Annotated in this window: 15 protein-coding genes; 5 read left to right on the top strand and 10 right to left on the bottom strand. The window is 53.3% G+C overall.

The features are described from left to right. Nucleotides 1–5 precede the first annotated feature (5 nt). From AB4K05_RS03725 to AB4K05_RS03715, 3 genes are read right to left on the bottom strand one after another with little or no spacing between them, the layout of a single operon-like run. The gene (locus AB4K05_RS03725) at nt 6–1,622 is read right to left on the bottom strand and encodes an FAD-NAD(P)-binding protein (RefSeq protein ID WP_368478674.1); all 1,617 of its coding nucleotides are present in this window, start codon (nt 1,620–1,622) and stop codon (nt 6–8) included. Between the two features lie 23 nt (nt 1,623–1,645). Next, entirely contained in the window at nt 1,646–2,182 is a 537-nt protein-coding gene (locus AB4K05_RS03720) for a hypothetical protein (protein WP_368478673.1), read from the bottom strand. A gap of 56 nt (nt 2,183–2,238) precedes the next feature. Next, complete coding sequence (locus tag AB4K05_RS03715) at nt 2,239–3,120, bottom strand: LysR family transcriptional regulator (protein WP_368478672.1); 882 nt, start codon at nt 3,118–3,120, stop codon at nt 2,239–2,241. 123 nt (nt 3,121–3,243) lie between these two features. Between AB4K05_RS03715 and AB4K05_RS03710 the strand changes: the two genes are divergently transcribed. Next, nucleotides 3,244–4,095 carry a Vmh family MBL fold metallo-hydrolase gene (locus AB4K05_RS03710; RefSeq protein WP_368478671.1) on the top strand — a complete coding sequence of 284 codons (852 nt, stop codon included), beginning with the start codon at nt 3,244–3,246 and terminating at the stop codon, nt 4,093–4,095. Nucleotides 4,096–4,209: 114 nt separating this feature from the next. On the opposite strand, the gene AB4K05_RS03705 is transcribed toward AB4K05_RS03710, so the two are convergent. Then, on the bottom strand, nt 4,210–5,124 hold the full coding sequence (locus AB4K05_RS03705; protein ID WP_368478670.1) for a LysR family transcriptional regulator: 915 nt from the start codon (nt 5,122–5,124) through the stop codon (nt 4,210–4,212). 102 nt (nt 5,125–5,226) lie between these two features. Between AB4K05_RS03705 and AB4K05_RS03700 the strand changes: the two genes are divergently transcribed. Continuing rightward, nucleotides 5,227–6,141 (top strand): DMT family transporter, encoded by a 915-nt coding sequence (locus AB4K05_RS03700; protein ID WP_368478669.1) that lies wholly within the window; start codon nt 5,227–5,229, stop codon nt 6,139–6,141. 54 nt (nt 6,142–6,195) lie between these two features. Here AB4K05_RS03700 and hcr read toward each other — a convergent pair whose 3' ends face one another. The 4 genes from hcr to aqpZ all read right to left on the bottom strand — a co-directional run bounded on the left by hcr (nt 6,196) and on the right by aqpZ (nt 10,757). Further along, nucleotides 6,196–7,164: an NADH oxidoreductase gene (gene hcr, locus AB4K05_RS03695; protein ID WP_368478668.1), complete on the bottom strand. Its 969-nt coding sequence runs from the start codon at nt 7,162–7,164 to the stop codon at nt 6,196–6,198. Nucleotides 7,165–7,174: 10 nt separating this feature from the next. After that, nucleotides 7,175–8,827, bottom strand: a complete 1,653-nt coding sequence (gene hcp / locus AB4K05_RS03690) for a hydroxylamine reductase (protein WP_368478667.1) — start codon at nt 8,825–8,827, stop codon at nt 7,175–7,177. A gap of 147 nt (nt 8,828–8,974) precedes the next feature. Continuing rightward, entirely contained in the window at nt 8,975–9,874 is a 900-nt protein-coding gene (locus tag AB4K05_RS03685; RefSeq protein ID WP_368478666.1) for a lysine exporter LysO family protein, read from the bottom strand. A 190-nt stretch (nt 9,875–10,064) separates the two neighbouring features. Next, nucleotides 10,065–10,757, bottom strand: coding sequence for an aquaporin Z (aqpZ, locus tag AB4K05_RS03680; protein WP_368478665.1), 693 nt, complete (start codon nt 10,755–10,757; stop codon nt 10,065–10,067). Between the two features lie 371 nt (nt 10,758–11,128). Between aqpZ and AB4K05_RS03675 the strand changes: the two genes are divergently transcribed. Continuing rightward, a complete protein-coding gene (locus AB4K05_RS03675) occupies nt 11,129–12,787 on the top strand; it encodes an ATP-dependent endonuclease (protein WP_368478664.1) in 1,659 nt (552 codons plus the stop codon). On the opposite strand, the gene AB4K05_RS03670 is transcribed toward AB4K05_RS03675, so the two are convergent. Both AB4K05_RS03670 and AB4K05_RS03665 read right to left on the bottom strand, forming a co-directional pair. After that, the gene (locus AB4K05_RS03670) at nt 12,784–13,740 is read right to left on the bottom strand and encodes a VirK/YbjX family protein (RefSeq protein WP_368478663.1); all 957 of its coding nucleotides are present in this window, start codon (nt 13,738–13,740) and stop codon (nt 12,784–12,786) included. The genes AB4K05_RS03675 and AB4K05_RS03670 overlap by 4 nt on opposite strands. Before the next feature lie 174 nt (nt 13,741–13,914). After that, on the bottom strand, nt 13,915–14,868 hold the full coding sequence (locus tag AB4K05_RS03665; protein WP_368478662.1) for a VirK/YbjX family protein: 954 nt from the start codon (nt 14,866–14,868) through the stop codon (nt 13,915–13,917). Nucleotides 14,869–15,029: 161 nt separating this feature from the next. Here AB4K05_RS03665 and macA point away from each other — a divergent pair, with 161 nt between their 5' ends. Further along, on the top strand, nt 15,030–16,145 hold the full coding sequence (gene macA, locus AB4K05_RS03660; RefSeq protein WP_368478661.1) for a macrolide transporter subunit MacA: 1,116 nt from the start codon (nt 15,030–15,032) through the stop codon (nt 16,143–16,145). Beyond that, nucleotides 16,142–18,082, top strand: a complete 1,941-nt coding sequence (gene macB / locus AB4K05_RS03655) for a macrolide ABC transporter ATP-binding protein/permease MacB (protein ID WP_368478660.1) — start codon at nt 16,142–16,144, stop codon at nt 18,080–18,082. Before macA ends, macB begins: the two co-directional genes overlap by 4 nt.

Below are 18,082 nucleotides of genomic sequence, written 5' to 3'. Positions count from 1 at the left end.
GAATGCTAATTCCATTCATCGTTGTCCCACCATGTTTGCCGACGCCTCACTGCGCGCTTCGTCAACGCGTTTGCCATCGCCGCGCCAATTTCTGCACTGACCACCAGCCCTTGAACAAACGGACGGTCGTGCATTAACCACGGCAACCCCCCAAAGGCGATGCGACCGCCAGCATTTTCTGGCCCTTGCAGGGTGTAATCTTCACCAATATCCGGGATGTTATCACCGCAGGCCAGTAATTGAGCGCGTAGTGTAGGGAAAGGAATATCTTTGCTTTCCAATGCTTTTTGCCCGCGGGCATCAATAAATACGTCGAATTCCCGGCGCTGATTATCGTGATAGATAACCACCTTTCCCTGTTCATCTTTACGCTCATAATCAGCCCCTAGCCCGAGGATCTCCATCAGCCCGGCCTCGTGTAACGCCAGCAGGCGCCGGATAGACTCAGAGGGAATGGCGGCGTAATTATCGATGAATACTCGTGATAGACCGCGTTTGAACCGTGCTCTGTCAGTCCCATCGAGATACGGCACAATATCTTGAATCACTTCATGCAGGCGCAGTAGGGTATAGCGCCACGCCACGGTGTATTGCTGCTGTTTGTTACGTTCAACTTCCAACAGGTTGAGTCTTGCCCAATCAAACGGATCGCGTTGAACTCGCTCGGCAAAACAGGCATCTGAAAACGTATCTGCAGTGAGCTTTTCAAGGCTTATCAGCTTACTCCATTGCGGTGCAGCGTCCTGTAACTGCTGCACAATAAGCGCGAAGATGCGATCCAATAGCCCGTTTTGACCTTGCGCAATAGCGCACTCAACGGCCTCTTTGGTGGCGATGTTCAGCGGCTCATAGGGTAGAGGGCAATAAAAATCCGCCTCTGGCAACACACCGCTACGAGACATCAGGGTGAGTTTCAGGTTTTGGCTGCCGGGTTTGAGTTTGAAACGGACGGCTTCGTCAGCGTCGGTGATGAAAGTGCCATGTTGGCAGACCACGGCGACGGCCGCATCAAGCGCGCTCAATGAGGTGCCCAGAATTCCGACCCGGCAGGCGCTAATCTGCGCGTCCATCAGGCCGGTCCACGGGCTGGGGAAATATTGACGCGACGCGGTATCGCTTTCAGGCCACAGGTGGCCGGTTGCGATAACGGCGAAATCAACATCAACGGGTTGGGACCCATTGTTTACCCACAGTGAGACCCCTTCTGGGTTTGCACGTAGATCGGTGACTTTACTGGATTCATGGATCGAAACCTCAAAGCCCAATCTTCGCGCTTCGTCGACAAGGGATAAAAAGCAGCAGCGATAATAGTCGCCGAGGAGAATGCGCGGCAAAAACTGGCGTTCGTGGAGGCTTGTGCGTTCTATGCCAAATTGCGCTAGGTATTCATCGCTTTGGTTCTGTAACCACGTCAAATAGGAGACCTCAATCGGTGGGATCTCGATGCTGGCGATGTTTGCCAGCATATATTCTGAATTATTCTCGCTGTTGTAAGGCATACCGACGCCCGCCTGCTTGGCTTGCTCATAAAGCTGGACTGCCAGCGGTTCGCCGCGCTCCACCAGAGTATGAAAGGTGTAGATGCCGGTGGGGCCAACGCCGACGATAGCGACTGTCTTCATGAGGTTCCCTCTGGCGCATTGAACTACGTGAATTTATAGGGGAAAAGATGCGCCACATTGGCGGCGAGAAAGTATAGGCCAAGGCTTTCGGTTCTTTGTTTCATTTCCTCGAGGGGGAGAGCAGGGTCGGGCTCGCGTCCTCCCCAAATAAGTAACCCCTTGTGGGCGTAATCTTCCATGACCTCCACCGTTTTTCCGTTGCTGAGTGCAAGAACAACCTTGTTGCTGTCGACCGATGTCATCGAACCTTTATCATCGGCGATAGAGATTGTGATGGCGTCTGTGCGAGAGTGATTGTCGGTGTGCGGAGAAACGACAATCCCGTTCGCCGCAACAGGCGTAATGTCCAGCCGTGAGGTCGGGGTATTGGTGGAAGTGTCAGACGGAACTCTTCCACCCCAAACGTAGATACCGTCTGGAATGCCCGGCGGCAACGGCCGTGGGCTGGCGGTTAGCTCGAGCGTTTTACCGTTCCCAAACGTCACAATGATGCTGCTGCCTTTTTGCAGGTCTAGGTCACCATTCGCGCGAGGGGTATAGATTTTCATGTCATCAGCCATCGTCATTTTCACCGTGTATCGACGTTTTAGTATACGCAATTAAGCCAACCGCAAAATCAGCTTGAGCCTAGATACTGCTTGAGCGTATCGACGAACAGACTGAGCGCGGCATGCTGGTGATCGCGTGATTGATACAACGCGTAAATGTTCAGCGGTTGGGGTTGCAGATGCGGCAAGACCTGGACCAACCGACCGCTTTCAAGTCCAGCCCGAGCCTCGAGTTCGGGCACCATCGCCAAGCCCACATCCGCTTCGGCCATATCACACAGTAGTGACGATATTCCGGCACTAAAGTTACCGCCTACGGCTACCGATATCGCGCCTTGTACCGGGCAGCGAAAAGACCAAGACTGCCCGGAAAAACGGCTGTAGTGCAAACAGTTGTGCTGCGCGAGATCTTCAGGCGTTGTCGGTATACCGGCTTTTTTGAGGTATCCGGGCGATGCGCACAGTACCGATCGGCAGGTTCCAAGCAAACGCGCAATGGCTCCCGGTTCTGGCTCGTTGGTGATGCGAATTGCCAAATCGATTCGCTCTCCGACGAGGCTGACCGGATGGTTATTGATATCAACCTCAATTCGCAGTGCCGGATAGCGGGCGAGGAATGCGGGCGTCACCGGTCCAAGCAGATGGCTCGCGGTAAAATGGGCACAGGCAATACGCAGCGTCCCGGATGGCGTAATGCGCGTGGCGTCGCCTTCAATTCCTTGTGATAACAAGGCCAGCTGTCGGGTTTTTGCCAGCGTTTTCTCACCTGCCGGCGTGATGGTGAGCCTACGGGTTGAGCGATGAATCAGCCGTGCGCCGGCCCATTTCTCCATCTCATCAAGATAGCGGCTGACCATCGGGCGGGAAATGCCGAGTGAACGGGCAGCTGCGCTTAGGCTGCCGAGTTCACAAATGCGGTTGTAGGTGATTGCCGCCATGATCCTGTCCATTGCATCCCCATTAGATCGTTTTATGAAACACTGCATGTATTGTTTCAGGAATTCTAGCAGAAGTATAAATCCGTAAAATGTGGGGCGAAACGTAACTCACCGGAAAAACCATTGAGGACCCCCATGAATATAAAATCACTGTCGCTGGTATTGTCACTGGCGGCGGCACCGGCATTCGCCGCGCCATTGCAGCTCGATGTTTACAATCCGCAGGAAAAGGGCATTTTCCCGGTGTCGTCGACTCTGGTCTCCGGCCCGAAAGAGGCGGTGCTGTTTGATGCGCAGTTCAGCGTGAAAGATGGCGAGAAGCTGGTGCAGATGATTCGCGCGAGCGGCAAAACGCTTAAAGAGATTGTTATCACCTCCGGCGATCCAGATTTCTACTTCGGGCTTGAGCCGCTGGTGAAGGCGTTCCCGCAGGCTAAGGTTGTGGCTTCACAGGCCGTTGTTGACCATATCAAGGCCACCAAGGACGCGAAGCTGGCTTTCTGGGGCCCGCAGATGAAAGAGGGTGCGCCGACGAAAATCATCGTACCGCAGGCGACCAACAACACGCGCTTTACCGTGGACGGCGAGGCGCTGGAGCTAAAACACGCAGGTGATTATGCCGCGTACGTTTGGATCCCCGTGAACAAAGCAATTCTGGGCGGAACCGGCATTGCGTCGGGTATTCATGTCTGGACCGCGGATACGCAAACCCCGGCGATTCGTCAGGGTTGGATGAATGTGCTTGGCGAAATGCAGTCGCTAAAACCGCAGCAGGTTATTCCGGGACATTATCTGGGAGAGCGCCCGGCAAACGATGCGGCTATTACCTTTACCCATCGCTATTTGCACACCTTTGAGCAGGCTTTGGCCCAGCAAAAAGACTCAAAAGCGGTTATCGCGACCATGAAAGCGGCCTACCCGAAACTTGCCGATGACAGCTCGCTTGAACTGAGCGCGAAGGTGAATACCGGCGAGATGAAGTGGTAACAAGACGCTGCATGCTGGTCAGTTAAGGGGGCTGTAGGCCGGATAAGGCATTTATGCCGCCATCCGGCAATTGATGCCGGATGGCGCTTCGCTTATCCGGCCTACAGTTCGGGGTCAGTGCCTGCCTTCCAATCTCACAATCAGAGAACGAAGAAAGTCTTTCAACCGCGTGGCGGGGGCCGACAACGGTTTTCCGGCAAGGGTCACCACGCCGACGTCCATGTAGGTGATGCAGTCTTCAATCGTTCGGCGAATAATGCGCTGACCGTTCAGTGACCAGGGGCGATAAACCAGGTCGGATAAAATGGTAATCCCGTTCCCCTGAGCCACGAGGCTGCGCACGGCCTCAAAAGAGTTACTGCGAAAGTGAATGTTGGGCTGATAACCGTCGCGTTGCCAGACTTCTGCTATTACCGTCGGATACCTGTCGGTTTCAAGCATCAAAAAGGGCAGTTTTTCAATATCCTGCAGGCGGATAACCGGCTGGCTGAGCAAGGCATGCCCCGGGGCTATCCACAGCTGGCGCAGTGAGCGAATAATGGTTTCGACCTCAAGGTCGCCGTCGTGCTGAATATTCGAGGTGAGTAAGAGACAAAAATCGACCTGCTGCTGTCGCAAAGCGTTCAGCAAGTCTGGCGCAGTGGCCTCGAAATAGTCGATTTCCAGCAATGGGAATCGGTTTTCAATATCACTGAGCATCTCCGGTAGCAGGTACGCCGAAAGCGTCTGGGCGATGCCGATGCGTACTTTCCCGGCCGTGGTTTCAGGCTGACGGTGTAAATCTTCTAGCGCAAGGCGGCTGTTGCCGATGATAGTGCGGGCATGCGTTAGAAAGCGCTCACCGGCCACCGTGAGCTTAATCCCTTTAGGGTGACGCAGAAACAGCGGGGCATTTAGCGCTTCTTCCAGATTGCGTAACGCCACGGTCATTGACGACTGCGATACGTGGCAGCGGCTGGCTGCTTTCGACACCTGCAAGGTTTCTGCTAATGCGATGTAAAATTCAAGTTGCCTGAGTGTAAACATCATAGTTTCAAACGATACCTACAAAGCAAAACTTTATATTAGCATCTTCATTCCCTTCGCAGTAATGTTCTGCACTACAAAGTTATATTATTGCGCGGAGTTATTATGCCTTATTTATTACTCACCGTGGCCGCTTGCTTTTGGGGCGGAAATTATGTGGTGGGGCATTTATTAGTGAATCTGGTGGACCCGATTATATTATCTTCCGCTCGCTGGATATTGACGGCAATACTGCTGGCGGCGCTCTATCACCGGCAGATTGCCGGGCAGTGGGGCGCGATGCGTCGTTCTTTCCACATCATCACCTTGCTGGCGTTATTTGGTCAGGTACTATTCCCGCTGACTTTATATATCGGGCTACAATATACCTCATCACTTAATGCAGCCATTTATTTATCCACAACGCCAGCATTGGTCTTATTGATTAATAAAACGATTTTTAAAGAAAAAATATCTATCCAAAATATCGCCGGGGTTATCATCAGCTCTTTAGGCGTGATATGGCTGGTGATGCAGGGGGATCTATGGCATCTCGATACGCTCAAAAACCTCAACCGTGGCGATTTATGGACGATGGGATCGGCCGCGAGTTGGGCGGTCTATTGCGCCTTCCTGCGGCTTAAACCGCGTGAAGTGGGCGGAAATGCGTTTGTCGCCGTCAGCGCAACGATAGGGGCCGTGGTGCTGCTTCCGATATTGATTTTCTCTATGGCAACACATGGCCTTCCCTCGGTAGCCGAATTCAGCCGTAGCGGGGTGATCATCGGTTTGCTGTATCTGGTGATTTTTCCTTCATGGTTGTCGTACTTGCTGTGGAACAAGGGTATTGGGGCCATTGGTGCGACGCGGGGCGAAGTCTTCTCCCATATCATCCCGCTCAGCGGTGGCTTATTTAGCGTGCTGTTTCTCAGCGTGCCATTACATTCTTTTCATCTGGTTAGCGCGCTGCTTATTGTCTGCGGAATTGCGCTGTGTTCGGGCAAACCGGCGAAAAGCACGGCTGTAGCGAGCCGCGCGTAAAAAAAAAACGCTGGGTATAAACCCGGCGGCTTTTTGACGACTGGAGTGACGGAATTACGCCAGCACTAAGTCACCCTGTGGATGACATGAGCAGGCCAGCACATACCCTTGGGCAATTTCCGCGTCGGTCAGCGTCATGGTGCTGCTGACGGTATATTCGCCGGAAACAACTTGGGTTTTGCAGCAGCCGCAAACGCCCGCGCGACATGCGGCAACGACCGGCACTTTATTGCTTTCTAGCGCATCCAGCAGCGCTGTGCCTACCGGCGCATAAAACTCTTTTGCCGGCTCGAGCTTGGTGAACTTCAGTCCGGTGGTTGCAGCACTGGCAACCGGCGTGAAGAATTTCTCTTTAAAGAAACGCGTTACGCCCAACGCTTTCACTTCTTTTTCTACCAGATCCATATACGGCGCGGGGCCGCAGGTCATCACGGTACGTGCGGCTAAATCGGGCACGCTTTTCAGCAACTCGCTGCTCAGACGGCCGGAAACGAAACCATGAGTGGCTTTGTTTTCTGCCACCAGCGTGACGGGATACTGACGCCATTCGTCGGCAAAGATCACATCTTCCGGCGAACGAACGTTAAAGATAACCTGCACATCGGCCTGCGGACGGTACTTCGCCAACCAGCGACGCATCGACATGATTGGCGTCACGCCACAGCCTGCCGCCAGCATCAGGAACTTGTCGTCCGCTTTGTCTTCGCAGGTGAAATCACCCATCGCATCGGACAGCCAGAGGTAATCACCGCGTTTTAAGTCGCGGGTCAGCCACTGTGAACCGGCACCGTCGTCAATGCGGCGGACCGTTAGCGTGATGTACTCGCTAACGCCTGGCGTTGAGGAGAGGGTGTAGGCTCGCAGCGTTTCTGCGCTGTTGCGTACGCTGACCAGTGCATACTGCCCGGCGCGGTACGGATAATAGTCGTGGCACAGCAACGCTATCGTCCATACATCCGGCGTTTCCTGATGGATGTGATGAACCTGCATCCGCCATGGGCACTGATTTGTTGGCATCGTCATTCTGTACTCCTTACGCGCTCAGCAGCTGCTTCATATCTTCTTCAACGGTGGTCACGGAACGCAGACCAAATTTCTCGTTGAGCACGGCCAGCAGATCAGGCGTGAAGAAGCCCGGTGCGGTTGGGCCAGTGACGATATTTTTCACGCCCAAGGACAGCAGGGTCAGCAGAATAACAATCGCTTTTTGTTCAAACCAAGAAAGCACCAGAGACAGCGGCAGGTCGTTCACGCCGCAGCCCAGTTTTTCCGCCAAGGTTACCGCCAAGATGATGGCAGAGTAAGCATCGTTACACTGACCGGCGTCGATAAGACGTGGCAGGCCTTCGATATCACCGAATTCCAGTTTGTTGAAACGGTATTTACCGCAAGCCAAGGTCAGGATCAGGCAGTCGTCCGGCACGCTGGTGGCGAAGTCGGTGAAGTAGTTACGCTCACCGCGCGCGCCGTCACAGCCGCCGACGAGGAAGATGTGGCGCAGTTTTTCACGGCTCACCAGATCGATCAGGGAGTCAGCCGCACCCAGCAGGGTTTGACGACCGAAGCCGACGGTGATCAGGTGCGGAATTTCGCTGTATGGGAAGCCAGCCATCTGCTGCGCTTGGGCGATAACCGGTGCGAAATCATCACCTTCCAGGTGGCTGACATTTGGCCAGCCGACGATGCTACGGGTCCAGATGCGGTCGTCGTAGGCGCCAATGGTTGGGTCGATGATGCAGTTAGAGGTCATCACGATTGGGCCTGGGAAACGGGCAAATTCAACCTGCTGGTTCTGCCAGCCGCTGCCGTAGTTACCAATCAGGTGTTTGAATTTGCGCAGTTCAGGGTAACCGTGTGCTGGCAGCATTTCGCCGTGGGTATAGACGTTAACGCCGGTGCCTTCGGTTTGTTCCAGCAGGTTGTAGAGATCTTTGAGGTCGTGACCGGAAATCAGGATGCATTTGCCTTCGGTCGCTTTGACGTTGACCTGAGTTGGCGTTGGGTGACCGTATTTGGTGGTTTCACCCGCATCCAAAATGCTCATCACTTTGAAGTTCATCTGGCCGATTTCCATAGAACACTCCAGCAGAGCGTTCATGTCAGCAGGCCAAGTCCCCAGCCACGCCATGATTTTGTGGTATTGGGCGTAGATTTCGTTGTCGTACTGATCGAGGACGTGCGCGTGCTCCATGTAAGCCGCCGCACCTTTCAGACCGTACAGGCACAGCAGACGCAGGCCGAGGATGTTATCGCCGATGGTTGCCTTGTCTTTATTCGGCGTGAACTCAGCCGCCTGTTTTTGCAGGTCGCCCAGATCGTCGCTCACCAGTTGAAGAGCGGCCATTGGGTGGGAAATGGCGGCATTGGCATCAACGGCTAGGCACTGAGCTTTCAGCGCTTCGCGCATGGCGATAGCGTCACGTGCGTAGCCGACGATACGCGGAGAGTCGAAGTTAACGTTGGTTAAGGTAGAGAAGAACGCGCGCGGGGCGAAGTTATCAACGTCGTGGCTGATGATACCGTATTCACGCGCTTTCACCGCCCATGCGGACAGACCTTGCAGGGCGGCGATCAGCAGATCCTGCAGATCGGATGTTTCTGCAGTTTTACCGCACATACCCTGTGCGTAAGAGCAGCCGTTCCCTGCCGGAGTACGGATGGTTTGTTCACATTGCACACAAAACATGGTCACACCTTTTTTAAAGTTATATTTAATATACATGTTTAAGGGTAAGCCTGACGGATGACCTTGAAAAGGCCTTTTTAGAGCAACTTACAGGGAGGTTGATTTAGCGCAATTTTGGCGGCAGCAGAGGCTACCGCCTTGGGAGTATTAGGCGGTGAAGAAGGCCATCATCAAAGGCACCAACAGGCTTAATATAAAACCGTGAACGATGGCTGGAGGCACCATTTCCACGCCACCGGAGCGCTGTAGCACGGGCAGGGTGAAGTCCATCGATGTTGCGCCACACAGACCCAGCGCCGTAGAGCGGCTGCGACGTACCATTCCGGGGATCAACATAATAGCCACCAGTTCACGCGCTAGGTCATTGAAGAAGGTGGCGCTGCCGATAACCGGGCCATAAGCATCGGTCAACAGAATGCCTGACAGCGAATACCAGCCAAAGCCTGACGCCATTGCCAGACCGGTTTTAATGGGCAAATCCAGTAAGAAGGCATTAATGACGCCAGCAACCATCGAGCTGGCGACAACCACCAATGCAATGAGCATTCCGCGGCGATTGAGAATAATTTGGCGTAGCGTCATGCCGCTATTACGCAGCTGAATTCCCACGAGGAACAGCAGGAAAATAAGCGTGTATTCGCTGGCATCGGTGGCGTGCTGTAAAAATGAAAGGCCGGTTAACCCAAGCACGAAACCAGCAATCACCACAAAACACAGTTTTAATGATTCCAGCGCCATGGCTAAACGGGAAGGCAATTTTTCCTGATGGTGAGGATGTCCCCACGGACGTACTTTTTCCAACCACAGCAGGGCGGCAGTATTACAGGCCAGAATAACCACAACACTTATAGCGGAATAGTGCAGGATGGCGAGAAGGTTGGCGGTTAAATTATCCAGAAACGCCAAGCTTATTCCCATAAAAAACAAAATGAGATACACAATCCAACTGAGCAGTCGATTAATGAGCTGGAGGGTGCCGCGATGGCTAAGGGGAATGAGGTAGCCGAAAACTAACGGCACCAGAATAATGAGCAATCCGGATAACATGGCTGACACAGTTCCTTGCAGTATTTAAATCGCGCAGAGACACTACCTAAATCCACATACTGAGTAAAGCCATGAAAAAAGAAAGACCCGACAGAGTCGGGCCTTTGTTGGCCGGATAAGGCAACGCCGCCATCCGGCAATGTGCCAAGTATTGCCTGATGGCGCTACGCTTATCAGGCCTACAGGCTACTTATTTCTTTTCCAGCAGGGTGCGATAAATCAAGCCACCCAGGATACCGCCGATAATTGGCATAACCCAGAACAGCCAAAGTTGGTTCAGTGCCCAGCCGCCTTGGAAGATAGCTACTGCGGTACTACGTGCTGGGTTAACGGAGGTGTTGGTCACCGGGATGCTGATTAGGTGAATCAGAGTCAGCGCCAGACCAATCGCAATAGGGGCAAAGCCTGTGGGTGCATTTTTGTCCGTTGCACCGTGGATAACAATCAGGAAGCCACAGGTCAGAACGATTTCAATCACGATAGCGGAAAGCATAGAGAAGCCGCCCGGTGAGTGTTCGCCATAGCCGTTAGAAGCAAAGCCGCTTGCTGCCGCATCAAAGCCGGCTTTGCCGCTGGCAACGAGGTACAAAATAGCTGCTGCGATAATGCCGCCGACAACCTGCGCGATGATATAGCCAATCACGTCTTTTGCCGGGAAACGACCGCCGGCCCACAGGCCCAGAGTCACCGCAGGGTTAAAATGACCGCCAGAAATGTGTCCGACGGCAAATGCCATGGTCAGGACGGTTAAACCGAACGCCAGCGCAACGCCTGCAAAGCCAATCCCTAATTCTGGAAATGCTGCAGCCAGAACGGCGCTACCGCAACCACCAAATACCAGCCAGAAGGTACCGAAGCACTCTGCAGCTAATTTTCTAAACATAACCACCTCGAATCAAAAATATTATCGTCACAAAGGATGACGACACAATTTATACCTACCGAAAATGGGGGCAGATATAGTCAGCGTTATTTTAAAAACTAACGTCATCCCTTAACCAGTTAAATAAATACGTGAACTTTGACACAAAACAATGTGGTGTCATTCCTTAATCAATTTATTCTTCGAATTAGAGTGTAGTGCATTATTTTCGGATTAATCGGGTAAGGGTGACAAGGAGCGCACTTTATTACACTTAATGGTTATTAAAGCAACACATAGTCCGGATCCGGGCTACGGGGCGGTGTCAAGCGTATGGCATGCCGCTATACTGCCGATAAGCAGGATGGTCGTTACCGTGTTACGGAGGATTTATGCTTCTTGAGCGCACCGAGATTTCAGGGTTTCGCGGCATTAACCGTTTATCGTTAATGCTGGAGGAGAACAACGTCTTAATCGGCGAGAACGCTTGGGGCAAATCGAGCCTGCTGGATGCGTTAACGCTGCTGCTTTCTCCGCACGAAGAGTTGTACCATTTTGTCCACACCGACTTCTGGTTCCCGCCGGGTGATATAGAAGGGCGGGAACATCATCTTCATATCGTTTTGACCTTTCGCGAAAATGAGCCCGGTCGATATCGCGGCCGCCGCTATCGGGGGCTCTCAGACTGCTGGACGCTGTGTCATGACGGTTATCAGCGCATTTTCTATCGCCTTGAGGGCGAGCTTGCTGCCGATGGCAGCGTGCTGACCCTGCGCAGTTTTATCGATAGCGACGGTCAGGCGTTGGAATTAGATGACATTGACGCTCAGGCACGCGAGCTGATTCGCTTGATGCCGGTGTTGCGCCTGCGTGACGCGCGTTTTATGCGGCGCATTCGCAACGGCACGGTGCCTAACGTACCGGATGTTGAAATTACCGCCCGCCAGCTTGATGTCCTCTCTCGCGAACTGGTGACCAGTCCGCAAAACCTTAGCGATGGTCAAATCCGCCAAGGGTTGGCGGCAATGGGACAGTTGCTGGAACATTACTTTTCAGAGCAAGGCTCAGGCCCCGCCATTCAGCGCTTAATGCGCCGTCGCTCCCATGATGAACAGCGAAGCTGGCGCTATCTTGATTTGATCAACCGGATGATTGATAAACCCGGGGCTCGGAATCATCGGGTGATCCTACTGGGGATGTTCTCAACGCTTCTGCAGGCGAAAGGGACGGTCAGACTGGATAAAGATGCCCGTCCGCTGCTGCTGGTGGAGGACCCGGAAACGCGTCTTCATCCAATCATGCTCTCGGTGGCGTGGAGTCTGCTCAATTTGATGCCGCTCCAGCGCATCGCCACCACCAATTCTGGCGAGCTATTGTCGCTGACCCCGATGCAGAATGTCTGCCGCCTGGTGCGAGAGTCCTCCCGCGTTGCCGCCTGGCGTTTGGGTCCGGAGGGGATGAATGCTGAAGATAGCCGGCGTATCTCCTTCCATATCCGATTTAATCGTGCCTCTTCGCTGTTTGCCCGCTGCTGGCTGTTGGTGGAGGGGGAAACGGAAACGTGGGTGATAAACGAGCTGGCCCGTCAATGCGGGCACCATTTTGATGCCGAAGGGATTAAGGTCATTGAGTTCGCTCAGTCAGGATTAAAACCGCTTATCAAGTTCGCCCGGCGAATGGGTATCGAATGGCACGTGCTGGTTGACGGCGATGAGGCAGGAAAAAAATACGCGGCGACGGTTCGCGGGGTGCTCAATAACGACCGGGAGCTTGAGCGCCATCATTTAACCACGTTGCCAGCGCCGGATATGGAACACTTTATGTATAGGCAGGGATTTTCGAATGTCTACCATCGCGTGGCGCAACTGCCGGAGAACATACCAATGAATATGCGACGGGTGATAACCAAAGCGATTCATCGATCGTCGAAACCGGACCTGGCGATTGAGGTGGCGATGGAAGCGGGGCGGCGCGGTACTGATGCCGTGCCGCCGCTGCTTAAAAAAATGTTTTCCCGCGTCGTTTGGCTGGCACGCGGGAAGGCGGATTAACGCTGGACGGCCAGAGCCACCTGCTGCTGGAGCGAATCCAGCAGCTCATAGCGGCGGCGATATTCTGCGCGCTTCTTACTGGCTATCTCTTCCATGGTTTTACGCGGCAGCGCCAACGGCAGTACGTAATCCCCTTTCGCATCAGTCACCGCACTTAACGATTCCCAGAAGCTATTGTAATCAGCATGCAGCTTGTCGCGTTTCTTACGGCGATAGCGCAGGCTGCGATAGATATGGGTTTCATTACTCACCGCACGGACATGCTCCACCGACAGTTGTGCCGCCAGCGTGAGCAGCGCATCTACGACCAGACGTTTAGGAAACAGGCCGTGACAGGCTTTGGTTGCCACCTGAATCAACTGATGAGGAACATCGGCTTTTGCGCCCTGTAGGCCACCGATAAAGAAGGTGTTTACGCCATTGTACTGACACAGGGTAAAGGTCAGCTCGGCCAGCACGGTATTGTCCGTATCGCGGAACGTCAGGGTCGCTTCACCTTCCTTATCCAGCATGGAATCAGCACCTAAATAAATGCGGTAGCACTGACCTTCTTTTCCTTCAATGGTCGTGAGCAACGCACCGTTGGCGGAAAGATAGCCGCTGGCGATGCTGTCCGGAAGCTTGTCGAGCATCTGTTGATAATGACAGCACAGTGCATCGATGGTCTGTTTTGGGCTCATATGCGTTGACAGCCAAGGGCGATGCAGTCTGCACGGCAGGCCTGGCTGGACGTTGAGTATTTGCATCAGCTGCGGTTGTTTGGTCAGGCTGTCTAACAGCTTACCGGTCATGCGCGGTGCGCCGAGTGTGCGCAGCAGGAATTTACGGCGATAGGCGGGATTCTTCCAAGCTCGGCCAGGAGTTAATGCTCCTGAGGTCAGTAGCTTAAAGAGATGCCAGCTGGACTCGGGCTGTGGCGCAGTGGAAAAGGTCAATTCGGCAACGCTAGACATAGGAAAAATCTCATCGCATGGAGGTTTTGCCTATTTAATCAACGGAATCTTCAATGATTCTTCAACAAATGCAAAGATTGTGAAGAATTGACTTTGTTTATGAATGGTTTAAGTTTGGTAGCGAACTTTTTTGCTGGGTTTTTATGCGCCGACTTTTCGGCGCATAAAAATTATTTACCGTGCTGAAAACAAAGACGACATTTGTGACTGGATTTCATCCAACAGTTGATAGCGGCGACGATATTCGGCGCGTTTTTTACTGGCAATCTCAGACTCGTCTTTACGCACAATCTGGATGGGGATATGGAAATACCCTTGCTTATCGCACTCTCCGCCGACGGCGGCCCAGAAAGTATCGTAATCAGAGAGTATTTTTTTGTTCTTATCCTGGTAACGTTCGCCTCGGAAAATATGGACTTCATTGCTGACTGCGAGAATTTGCTCAACTTGCAGACGTTCGGCAAAACGGCATACGGCTTCCATCACTAGGCGTTTAGGAAATAGGCCGTGACAGGATTTCGTTGCGTTCTGAATCGCCTCATGCGGCAGGTCGCGTTTGCCCCCCTGCAGCCCGCCGATAAATAGCGTGCGCTTATTGTTGTAGGCCAGAATGCTGAAGGTCATTTCCGCCAGCACGTCGCCGTCGCTATTACGCATCAGGATCGTACTGTCGCCTTCTTTATCCAGATTGACCTGCATCGTTAATTCGAAGGTAAAGGTGTCGCCATTTTTGCCTTCAACCTGCGCCAGCGGTAAAGCCTGTGTATTCAGGTAGGTGGTCAACTCTTCTGAGGACATCACCTCCGACAACAGCGTATAGTGATAACGCAGCGCATCCAGCACCTGATGGCGGCTAAAGTTGACCGCCAGATACGGGCGATGCAGGCGTACCGGTAGGCGCGGCTGTCTGGTCAGCAGGGCGTCGAGGTTTGACCATTGGGACAGTTCGCTCATCCATTCACGGCTTAAACGCGGCATCATCAGGGAGCGCAACATAAATTTCCTTCGGAAACTGCGCTGGTTCCAGAACTCGCCTGGTCGCCATTGACCGCTAAACAGGCTAAAAAAGAGGCCTAAAGCGGAGGGGTGTCGAGAGGATTCGAATGAGTTTTCGCTAAGCTGTGACATGGTTTACTATCCAGAAATACATTTTGGCGCTGATTTTAGCATTGACGAAATGAATCAATTAACGCAACACCGCCGTTGACTACCCCTTTTCACGGTTTGTTTAACCTGTGTTTAAGTTGGTATTTACATTCTGTCGGGTTAATCGGGAATTTAGGATTTTTATGAGCATCAAGGGAAAATTTAAAAAACGGTACGTCTTCGCAATTATCATTTTAGTTATTGTGGTTATTGCAGCTTGGAAAACGCTGAATGCGCCGTTGCCCAATTACCAGACGTTAATTGTGCGCAAGGGCTCCCTTGAGCAAAGCGTACTGGCTACCGGTAAGCTTGATGCGCTACGCAAGGTTGACGTCGGCGCGCAGGTCAGCGGTCAGCTCAAGACTCTGTCGGTGAATATCGGCGATAAAGTGGTAAAAGATCAGCTATTGGGGGTTATCGATCCCGAACAGGCTCAAAACCAAATAAAAGAAGTCGAAGCGACGCTCATGGAGCTAAACGCCCAGCGCCAGCAGGCCGAAGCCGAGTGGAAACTGGCAAGCGTCACCTACGCGCGTCAGCAGCAGTTGGCAAAAACTCAGGCGGTTTCGCGCCAAGATCTCGATACCGCCGCGACTGAAATGGCGGTCAAAAAGGCGCAAATTGGCACTATCGATGCGCAAATAAAACGCAACAAAGCCTCTCTTGATACAGCCAAAACCAACCTCGATTACACCCGGATTGTGGCGCCAATGGCAGGGGAAGTGACGCAAATTACGACCCTGCAAGGGCAGACGGTTATTGCCGCCCAGCAGGCGCCTAATATTCTGACGCTGGCGGATCTCGGCACGATGCTGGTGAAAGCGCAGGTGTCTGAAGCTGACGTCATTCTCCTTAAACCTGGTCAAAAGGCTTGGTTTACCGTATTGGGCGATCCGTTAACCCGCTACGAAGGGACGCTGAAGGATATTCTGCCGACGCCGGAAAAGGTGAATGACGCCATTTTCTACTACGCCCGTTTTGAAGTTCCCAACCCGAAAGGTGTGCTGCGTCTGGAGATGACGGCGCAGGTGCATATTCAGCTTAGCGGCGTGAGCGATGTGTTGACGATTCCACTGTCGGCGCTTGGCGATAACGTGGGTGACAATCGCTACAACGTGCGGCTGTTGCGAAATGGCGAAGTGAAAACCCGTGAAGTGGTGATTGGTGCGCGTAATGATACTGATGTGGAAATCGCGAAAGGCCTAGAAGAGGGCGACGAGGTGATTACCGGTGAAGGGAAAGCCGGAGCAGGTAAATGACCGCACTGCTTGAATTGACCGAAATCCGCCGTAGTTACCCTTCCGGCGATAGCAGCGTTGAGGTGCTAAAGGGCATTTCCCTACAGATTAACGCCGGTGAAATGGTGGCTATCGTCGGGGCATCCGGCTCGGGTAAATCGACCCTGATGAACATTTTGGGCTGTCTGGATAAACCCACTAGCGGCACCTATCGAGTGGCCGGAACCGACGTGGCGACCCTTGATGGTGATGCGTTGGCCGAACTGCGCCGCGAGCACTTTGGTTTTATCTTCCAGCGCTACCATCTGTTATCGCATCTGACGGCAGCGCAAAACGTCGAGGTGCCGGCGGTGTATGCGGGCATGGAACGCAAAGCCCGGCTGGAGAGGGCGAAACAGCTTTTACAGCGTCTGGGAATGCAAGACCGGGTTGACTATGCCCCTTCACAGCTTTCAGGTGGTCAGCAGCAGCGAGTCAGTATTGCTCGCGCGCTGATGAACGGCGGGCAGGTGATCCTTGCGGATGAGCCAACCGGGGCGCTGGACAGCCATTCCGGCGAAGAGGTGATGGCGATCCTTCATCAGCTCAAAGAGCAGGGACACACCATCATCATCGTGACCCACGATCCGCTGGTAGCGGCTCAGGCTGAGCGGGTGATTGAAATTCGTGACGGTGAAATTATCCGTAACCCACCGGCACGTGTTGGTGCAGCGGCATCGCGTTCACCTGCGGCCCAGAACGTGTCCGGCTGGCGGCAGTTTAGCAACAGCTTCCGTGAGGCGCTTTCGATGGCATGGCGTGCGATGGTAGCGAATAAAATGCGTACGCTCCTGACGATGCTCGGGATTATTATCGGTATCGCCTCGGTGGTATCGATTGTGGTAGTGGGCGATGCGGCCAAACAAATGGTGTTGGCGGATATTCGCGCTATCGGCACCAACACTATCGATGTCTACCCGGGTAAAGATTTTGGCGATGACGATCCTCAGTATCAGCAATCACTGAAGTATGACGATCTGCTAGCGATTGAAAAGCAGGCGTGGGTTAGTTCAGTAACGCCATCGGTGTCGAAAAATTTGCGGATCCGTGCGGGCAATATTGACGTTGCAGCCAGCGTACAGGGGATTGGCCAGCAATATTTTAACGTCTACGGCATGACCTTTAGTGAAGGGAACACCTTCAATGAGGTGCAGGCGGCGGAACGCTCGCAGGTGGTCGTGCTGGACAGTAACAGCCGCCGCCAGCTTTTTCCTAATAAGACGAATGTGGTGGGCGAAGTTATTCTCGTCGGCAATATGCCAGCGACGGTTATTGGCGTGGCGGATGAAAAGCAGTCGATGTTTGGCAGCAGCAAAGTTTTGCGCGTCTGGCTGCCGTACTCCACCATGTCTGGGCGTGTGATGGGGCAAGCATGGCTGAACTCGATTACCGTCAGGGTTAAAGAGGGCTACGATAGCAGCGTCGCTGAAGAGCAGCTTACCCGTCTGTTGAATTTGCGACACGGCAAAAAAGATTTCTTCGTCTGGAACATGGACAGCGTCTTGAAAACGGCAGAACGCACCACACATACATTACAGCTGTTCTTAACGCTGGTGGCGGTGATCTCGCTGGTGGTTGGTGGTATTGGCGTGATGAATATTATGCTGGTATCGGTCACCGAACGGACACGAGAAATTGGTATCCGTATGGCAGTAGGCGCGCGAGCCAGCAACGTACTGCAGCAGTTTTTGATAGAGGCTGTTCTTGTCTGCCTAGTTGGCGGCGCAATAGGGGTTGCGCTGTCGTTAATGATTGCGCTGCTGCTGCAGTTGGTACTGCCCGGTTGGGAGATAGGTTTCTCGCCGCTGGCACTGTTGACGGCGTTTATTTGCTCGACGCTAACCGGTGTTTTATTTGGCTGGCTACCGGCGCGTAACGCCGCACGACTTGACCCGGTGGATGCGCTGGCGCGTGAGTAA

It is taken from the genome of Kluyvera sp. STS39-E, assembly GCF_040932435.1.
Classification (GTDB): domain Bacteria; phylum Pseudomonadota; class Gammaproteobacteria; order Enterobacterales; family Enterobacteriaceae; genus Kluyvera.
Note: the sequence above shows the minus strand (reverse complement) of the source record. Positions and strands in the feature narration are given on the sequence as shown.

Coding starts and splice junctions, on each gene's coding strand:
- AB4K05_RS03685 (WP_368478666.1), bottom strand. CDS start 9,874: ATGTTATCCGGATTGCTCATTATTCTGGTGCCGTTAGTTTTCGGCTAC.
- AB4K05_RS03705 (WP_368478670.1), bottom strand. CDS start 5,124: ATGATGTTTACACTCAGGCAACTTGAATTTTACATCGCATTAGCAGAA.
- AB4K05_RS03670 (WP_368478663.1), bottom strand. CDS start 13,740: ATGTCTAGCGTTGCCGAATTGACCTTTTCCACTGCGCCACAGCCCGAG.
- hcp (WP_368478667.1), bottom strand. CDS start 8,827: ATGTTTTGTGTGCAATGTGAACAAACCATCCGTACTCCGGCAGGGAAC.
- macB (WP_368478660.1), top strand. CDS start 16,142: ATGACCGCACTGCTTGAATTGACCGAAATCCGCCGTAGTTACCCTTCC.
- hcr (WP_368478668.1), bottom strand. CDS start 7,164: ATGACGATGCCAACAAATCAGTGCCCATGGCGGATGCAGGTTCATCAC.
- AB4K05_RS03710 (WP_368478671.1), top strand. CDS start 3,244: ATGAATATAAAATCACTGTCGCTGGTATTGTCACTGGCGGCGGCACCG.
- AB4K05_RS03720 (WP_368478673.1), bottom strand. CDS start 2,182: ATGGCTGATGACATGAAAATCTATACCCCTCGCGCGAATGGTGACCTA.
- AB4K05_RS03725 (WP_368478674.1), bottom strand. CDS start 1,622: ATGAAGACAGTCGCTATCGTCGGCGTTGGCCCCACCGGCATCTACACC.
- AB4K05_RS03700 (WP_368478669.1), top strand. CDS start 5,227: ATGCCTTATTTATTACTCACCGTGGCCGCTTGCTTTTGGGGCGGAAAT.
- macA (WP_368478661.1), top strand. CDS start 15,030: ATGAGCATCAAGGGAAAATTTAAAAAACGGTACGTCTTCGCAATTATC.
- aqpZ (WP_368478665.1), bottom strand. CDS start 10,757: ATGTTTAGAAAATTAGCTGCAGAGTGCTTCGGTACCTTCTGGCTGGTA.
- AB4K05_RS03675 (WP_368478664.1), top strand. CDS start 11,129: ATGCTTCTTGAGCGCACCGAGATTTCAGGGTTTCGCGGCATTAACCGT.
- AB4K05_RS03665 (WP_368478662.1), bottom strand. CDS start 14,868: ATGTCACAGCTTAGCGAAAACTCATTCGAATCCTCTCGACACCCCTCC.
- AB4K05_RS03715 (WP_368478672.1), bottom strand. CDS start 3,120: ATGGACAGGATCATGGCGGCAATCACCTACAACCGCATTTGTGAACTC.